This is a genomic window from candidate division KSB1 bacterium (assembly GCA_022566355.1).
Taxonomy (GTDB): Bacteria; Zhuqueibacterota; JdFR-76; order JdFR-76; family DREG01; genus JADFJB01.
In genome coordinates, this window is sequence record JADFJB010000179.1 from 1 (window position 1) to 6401 (window position 6401).

Sequence of the window (6401 nt, forward strand, 5' to 3'; positions counted from 1 at the left end):
CAATTAACTTGCATTATCATAAATTCTGCCGACAAGACAATAAGATTATATAACTTAGAAGAACTACGATTAATAGCTGAGTTTCTTTCGATTTATTTTATAAAACTTATTTTCTTTTTTTTTATACTTTGTGCCTTTGTTACTTTGTGGCTATGAATTGTTCAGGTTAATTATTGTAGAAATGAAGTTCCCTTATTTGAACATATCCGTCGGCTGACGGATACATAAAAAGGTGGATACATATCATTTTGTAATATTCCTCATCCTGACATTATATTTTACGTGTTAGTCTGTGTTAGTCTGTGGCAAGAATAAGCACGCATTATTAGAATGATCCATATAAAATACTTTTTCCCAAAAGCAAGAATGAAAGTTTCAATTTAATGACGCTTGGTTTTCAGCTGCAATCGACCACTCACCCCACTCTCCTCCCTTCAAGTTGTCTGAGTTCCATTTATTGCCGCCTCGCTATCCCAACTGTATCCAACCTGCATGCGCGTTCTTCATCTCAATAGATGAATGGAATCAGCTTGCTTGTAGCTTCCCTATACTTCCGGAACGCATCTCCGAATTCTTCGATCAAAATTCTCTCCTCGATCCTTATTCTGTTTTCTTGAATTTCGTTGGCTTCTTCGCTACTGGGGAAGAATGATCTTCATCTGGTCGCTTTTTGAACCCCCTTAATTAAAGCACAGTTATGGTGACTGATCTAGTCGTCGTGTCTTTGCCGTCACTGACACTGCAGGTCACCGCATAATCACCTCGTGCGACGTTACCTGAGAACCATGTGGCCGTAGTAGGATTCAAAGAGGGTACTATCTCCCCATGCTCGGCACTCCAAGCATACGTCAGTTCGTCGCTGTCCGCATCTGTTGCCTTTACGTCGAGACCGGAAATGTCAGGCGCGACAATAGTGGATGGAGTAGCTGTTAAACTTACGATTTCTGGCGAGTGGTTTATGGGCTCATTTATTGACTCAGTGGAGTTGTAATTGCATCCCGTCAAAGTAAAGACGACTAAAAGAAGGAGAAGTATTTGCCCTTTTATGTTATCGTCCGGTCTTTCAGGTGACAGAAAGTTCAGCGCGATCGTCTGTTTCAGCTTGGTGTCGTGGGCTTTGTTTACCCCGTGAGATAATGTAGATGGAGATTCATCAACATGTTGAAGTTCTCTCTTGGGTCCAATTATTTTTAAGAACTCGTGCATTTTTATCTCACAGGGCAAAATATGATATGGTTTTGCCAATCATATCACTTTCCAGTTCGGCGCCAGCCGTTTAAGTTCCACAAACCAGTTTTTGATCAAAATCATTTATTATCTATCTTTACTCGCTTCTGCTTTAACAAAAAGAAATTTGTTGCCAAATATTATTTATTTATTTCCAGCACCATCATCTTCCTGGTGATCACTAGAGCGCCTGCTGTAAGTTGATATACATAAACTCCGTTGGCAACCCGCTGTCCTGCAGCATTTCTGCCATCCCAATCATATGAATAGGACCTGGGATTCTGAATCTCATCTACGAGGGCTATGATTTCTTGTCCTAAGAGATTATAGATTGTTAGCTTGACCTTTCGTTGAGCAGGCAGGTCATACCTGATTTTTGTGCTCAAGGCCAAGGGATTGGGATAATTCTGATAAAGTCTATAGTCCTGTGGTGAATCATTTGAAGGTTCTTCAGTGGTCTTTTCAGCAAAACCGATGGCAAAGTTAGCAGCTCCAAATTGCTTTACCCACTTGACGTAATGTTTCATGACGGAAATACTAGCCAAGCGATCTGACCCGGATCCACCGACCATGGCGATTACCACCTCCTGGGTATCACCCAAAGCCATGGCAAAAGGTCCTGAATTCAGGGAAAAATAGCGCTCGCCGGGAAGGGGCCCTCCATATGAATATGAATGGTTGCGATCAAATACACCGTCAATCCACCCGGTTCCGGCAACCGGATCACCGGGAACGGTGAACCTGGTTGGATTCCCATATTGATCTGTCATAGGTGATGGCCATGAAAATGGCATAAGACCATTCAATAGATTATATAAACTCAAAGTATTACGATAGTTATAACGACCTGGTGGACTATTGACTCCCCCCGAAGCGTGGAGCCAAAAGGAGGTCATTTTCAAATTCATATACCCTTTTCTATGATTAAAATCAAATCTGCCTTTTTCGGATGGATCATCACTGGGAATCAACGGCCCCTGGATTAACAAATACCCAAATGCTGGCGGAGCAAGGTCAAATTCTTCGAAAGCAGCCTCAATTGGATAGCCATTATAGCCATAACCCAATTGCAGTGTCGTGTCACATCCGGCAAGATCCCTAATATCTCCAATGTCGGTATCAGCAAATAAGCCAACATACATACTGTCGATTCTTGCGCTCTTTGGAGTATCAATTCTACCTTTGTAGATGAGCTTCACCTGTTTAAAAACCGCATGTTGCAGGGCCTCATGCAAACGGGATCCAGTTCGGTTGTAGGCCCAAATCGCAGTCTGAATTTCAAGACCAATCGGCGGGCTGCCGATGAAAGAAATAGTCCGGCTCGCATCCAGATCATTGGCCACGAACCAAACGACTTGATCTGCAGAATTCAAACCGGGCTCCTCACCTGCATCCATGATGCCATTTCTGTTATCATCATAATAAGGTGCGCCCTTTTGCCAGGGCCATTCGTTCCAATCCCTTTGATACAAAGATCGCAGCGTATTGATCTGATCCTGGGTCACACTGTCTTGCGAAACATAGAAAAACTCTGATGCATCACGAGTTAAATCTGCGTTCTGCCAGTCTCTGCGGATGCGCCAGATACGGGTATCTGACGATGCCGTGTCCTCAGCAACGCCCTGAGAAAGTATGGCACCAAGAAGCGTCCCCTGGTACCATAGACCGCCGCCGCCGCGCAGTTCCGGCTCATGGCCGTCCTTGACAAAGCCGCCCCAGATGACGCCATCTTTGTACATTACATTAGCCGTGCCCCTCGGATAGGTTGTGCCCGCGCCGTTTGTGTGGGGATTAGGACCAATCTGATCATTCGTATGTACCCAACTGGATATCTGATTGATATTAATTAACGTCGTTGTGGGTTTGTTCAGCTCTGGTGGTAACTGGGCATAGGATGCGATGGCCGCCATAAACAGAAGCGAGAAGGCCGAAATTGATGTTCGCAAATTCATTAAGACAAGGTTCTCAGGATATTATTTATTTATTTCAAGCACTATCATCTTCCTGGTGATCACAAGTGAAGTCTACCAAATGATAAATAGTACTAGTCGAGAAAGCCAAAATCAATAATTTTCTAGGAAATTAGTTGAAACCTTATGGGACGAAAAATTCCAGAAATATGTATTCAAAAGTGTAAGTAAAATCGTGAGTACTAAATGTCCCAATTTGTCCACATAAGATTATCCGGACTGGAAGTTGACTGCCTGCATATTTGCAGATGATTTTGAATCGGGCGATCTAACTCCATTCCAAGGAAAATTATCAATCTTTAGGACTAAAGTATTTGTAGTTACGCGCCGATAATCATTATGGAATAAAAGATTATTTCCAGATTGTACTGAAGGGCAAATCTTCTGAAAAGAAGGGTCGCAAAGCTTCCGGTCTAAGTCCATTGATTTGGATAAGATAGCGGGGTTGCTAGGTAAAAAAATAGTCAACCCACTGCGTTTGGAAGTGGGTTTTTTATTTAAAGGAAATGAGGAAATCATGAATATTGCTGGCTCATATTTTTACAACAATCAAATATCCAACCTTATCTCAACCATTGGAGTTAAGCCTTCGACAGGTTTTTCTGAACAAGTAATTATATCAGCTGTAGCAAGTATTCAAAATAAGATATCAAACCAAATATTCTCTGCTGAATCTGCTCAGGTTTTGGGAAATTTCTATAATAATGTTGTAGACTTGGCTAACCAAGCTCAAAAATTAACTCTTGCTGCTTCAAACTCAGTTTTTAATGATCGCACCGCTAAGTCTTCGGATACCAACATTCTTACTGCCACAGCTTATGATGCATTGTCATCGGTTACCGGCGCTTCTGAATCTACTTATCAAATATCAATCACACAACTGGCCCTGTCCCAGGAAAATGAAGGCAATGATTTAAATGAAACTGAGACAAGTGTTGTACCAATTGGGACGAATATTTTCAATATTTCAATTGACGGGAACGACTTTGAACTTAGTATTGATGTAACAGCAGGAGACACAAACGCAGATGTACTAGAAAAGATGACAATGGCTATTAATGATGCCAACCTTGGTATAACAGCGAATGTAACTTCTGGCAGTAGTGCGAATACTAAAAAGATCACCATTGCATCGAATAGTACAGGGGCTGTAAATGGATTTTCAATTTCTGATGTATCAGGTAGTGCTGTTACCGCAATGGGTGCAGATATTATTACAACCATCGCCCAGGATTCTGCTTATGTAGTTGATGGAATGGAATATTCATCAGAATCCAATACGGTTTATTTAGACAATAGCATGGTAACAGTAAATTTATTGGGTGTTGGCGATGTGGATTTGACTATTGCACCTGATGCGGATACAGTCGATAATGCAATTTCAAATTTCGTTTCTGAACTAAATTCTTCTATTGATTTTTTGCAAAACAACAGTGACTACATTAATGATGATGTTCTTGAAACGATTAATTCTTTCATTTCTGACCATAAAAGTGAATTGGAATCATTTGGTATCCAAAAAAACAGTGATGGGAAACTTGAGATTGATCAAGAAAAATTATCGGAAGCCATTGCGCAAAACTTTGGAGGTATAAAGGATACTTTCGCTGGTGTTAATGGTTTTTCTATCCAGATTGATAACTTATCGAATCGAATAAAGTCTTCACCCGTTTCAGATTATTCGAAAGAATTTGAGAGCTCGGATTATTCGAAATTATTTTATAGCAACCTACAGAATGTGAATCAAAATTCAATACAAGGTATGTTGTTGGATATACTTATTTAAGTTAATTTGATTTATATTGTAAACATCATATGGATCTAAATATGAAGAAGAAGAGAATGGTATGCGATTTTTATTCAAACTTTTATTGTTACCTATTACGTTATTAGCTGGCTGTAGTGGTGACAGCTTAACATCTCCAGGTCAAACGGGCAATCTCAAAATAAGCTTAACTGATTCGCCAGCTACATATGAAGCAGTGAATATTACTTTTTCAGAAATTAGTGCAAACATTAATGAGGATTGGATTACAGTGAATAGCGAGCCCATTACTGTAAATTTATTAGAATGGAATAATGGGAAATCAATTGTAATTGGATCGGCTCAGGTTCCTGCCGGACAATATTCTCAAATACGGCTCATAATTGACGATGCAGAGGTTGTCGTAGATGGTCAGACACACAAAATAACTGTTCCCAGTGGCGTTAAGACTGGCTTAAAGCTAGGCCCGGAGTTTACTGTTGTTTCGGGCTCAACGTATGAATTGGTAGTTGATTTTGATGCTAATAGATCCATTGTAACAACAGGTCCACCAAACAATCCGAACGGTTATATTTTGAAGCCCACTGTTCGAGTTGTGCCCAAAGCTATTACAGGCTCAATTTCAGGTGTTATCGCAAATCCTCAAAATTCGGCAATCGCATATGCAATAATAGGGATGGATACTTTGACTTCATCAATAGTAGATACAACGAACGGTTCTTTTATGTTGGCCTTTTTACCAGAGGGAGTTTTCACTGTTAGTGTCAACGATACAACAGGACTTTCATTTGTAACAGACAATGTAGAGGTAATTGCTGGGTCCAACCAGAACCTTGGTACGATTACACTACAATAGGAATTTCTAAGGGAGAAGCGGCGGAGTATCGCACCAACTAAAGAATGTGAAAAACCGAATATTTGTTCTTCTTGTTGTAAAAGAAATTTTGCTGAATTGTCTTTTCGCAACGTTCATAATTAACCCGGACTACTCATGAACACTATCACTGTCATCCAGAAGGGATCTATTTTGCAACTATTTTATACTTACAATTATGCTTTTTCAATTTTATGGCAATAGATCCCTTTGCGACGGGATGACAACTCTGGAAACTTCAAGCTTAAAACTATAATTCATGAATTATCCAAGTTAATTAATCCTGAAATCTCTCTAAGAGTGTAAATATATCCAGACCTGCAATAATCCTACGAATGTATATATCCTCCTATAAAAGCAACGTTTCTCTTCGTTTATATAAGGGAAAATGCTGGACCCTTTAATTATTACCCTTTTACAAAAAAATCTTGTAACATTATTGAGTTCATTCTAAAAAGGTGGGATACCGATTCCATCGCTCTCATAAGTATTTGTTTTTATGTATCAATTTTTTTAGAAAAGCGATGGCATCGGTTTTTAGAGTAGACTTAATAATAGCGAGTAA

At 40.0% G+C, this 6401-nt stretch carries 4 protein-coding genes and 1 riboswitch; of the genes, 2 read left to right on the forward strand and 2 right to left on the reverse strand.

From position 1 onward, the window contains the following. Positions 1-684: 684 nt before the first annotated feature. Both IIC38_19500 and IIC38_19505 read right to left on the reverse strand, forming a co-directional pair. Positions 685-1245: a hypothetical protein gene (locus IIC38_19500; GenBank protein ID MCH8128108.1), complete on the reverse strand. Its 561-nt coding sequence runs from the start codon at positions 1243-1245 to the stop codon at positions 685-687. Between the two features lie 122 nt (positions 1246-1367). Continuing rightward, the gene (locus IIC38_19505; protein MCH8128109.1) at positions 1368-3179 is read right to left on the reverse strand and encodes a T9SS type A sorting domain-containing protein; all 1812 of its coding nucleotides are present in this window, start codon (positions 3177-3179) and stop codon (positions 1368-1370) included. A 382-nt stretch (positions 3180-3561) separates the two neighbouring features. Then, a riboswitch (cyclic di-GMP riboswitch) is annotated at positions 3562-3650 on the forward strand. Between IIC38_19505 and fliD the strand changes: the two genes are divergently transcribed. Both fliD and IIC38_19515 read left to right on the forward strand, forming a co-directional pair. Continuing rightward, positions 3643-4983: a flagellar filament capping protein FliD gene (gene fliD, locus IIC38_19510; protein MCH8128110.1), complete on the forward strand. Its 1341-nt coding sequence runs from the start codon at positions 3643-3645 to the stop codon at positions 4981-4983. (Overlaps the previous riboswitch by 8 nt.) Positions 4984-5044: 61 nt before the next feature. Next, on the forward strand, positions 5045-5818 hold the full coding sequence (locus IIC38_19515; protein MCH8128111.1) for a DUF4382 domain-containing protein: 774 nt from the start codon (positions 5045-5047) through the stop codon (positions 5816-5818). Positions 5819-6401 lie beyond the last annotated feature (583 nt).

Coding starts and splice junctions, on each gene's coding strand:
- IIC38_19505 (MCH8128109.1), bottom strand. CDS start 3,179: ATGAATTTGCGAACATCAATTTCGGCCTTCTCGCTTCTGTTTATGGCG.
- IIC38_19515 (MCH8128111.1), top strand. CDS start 5,045: ATGCGATTTTTATTCAAACTTTTATTGTTACCTATTACGTTATTAGCT.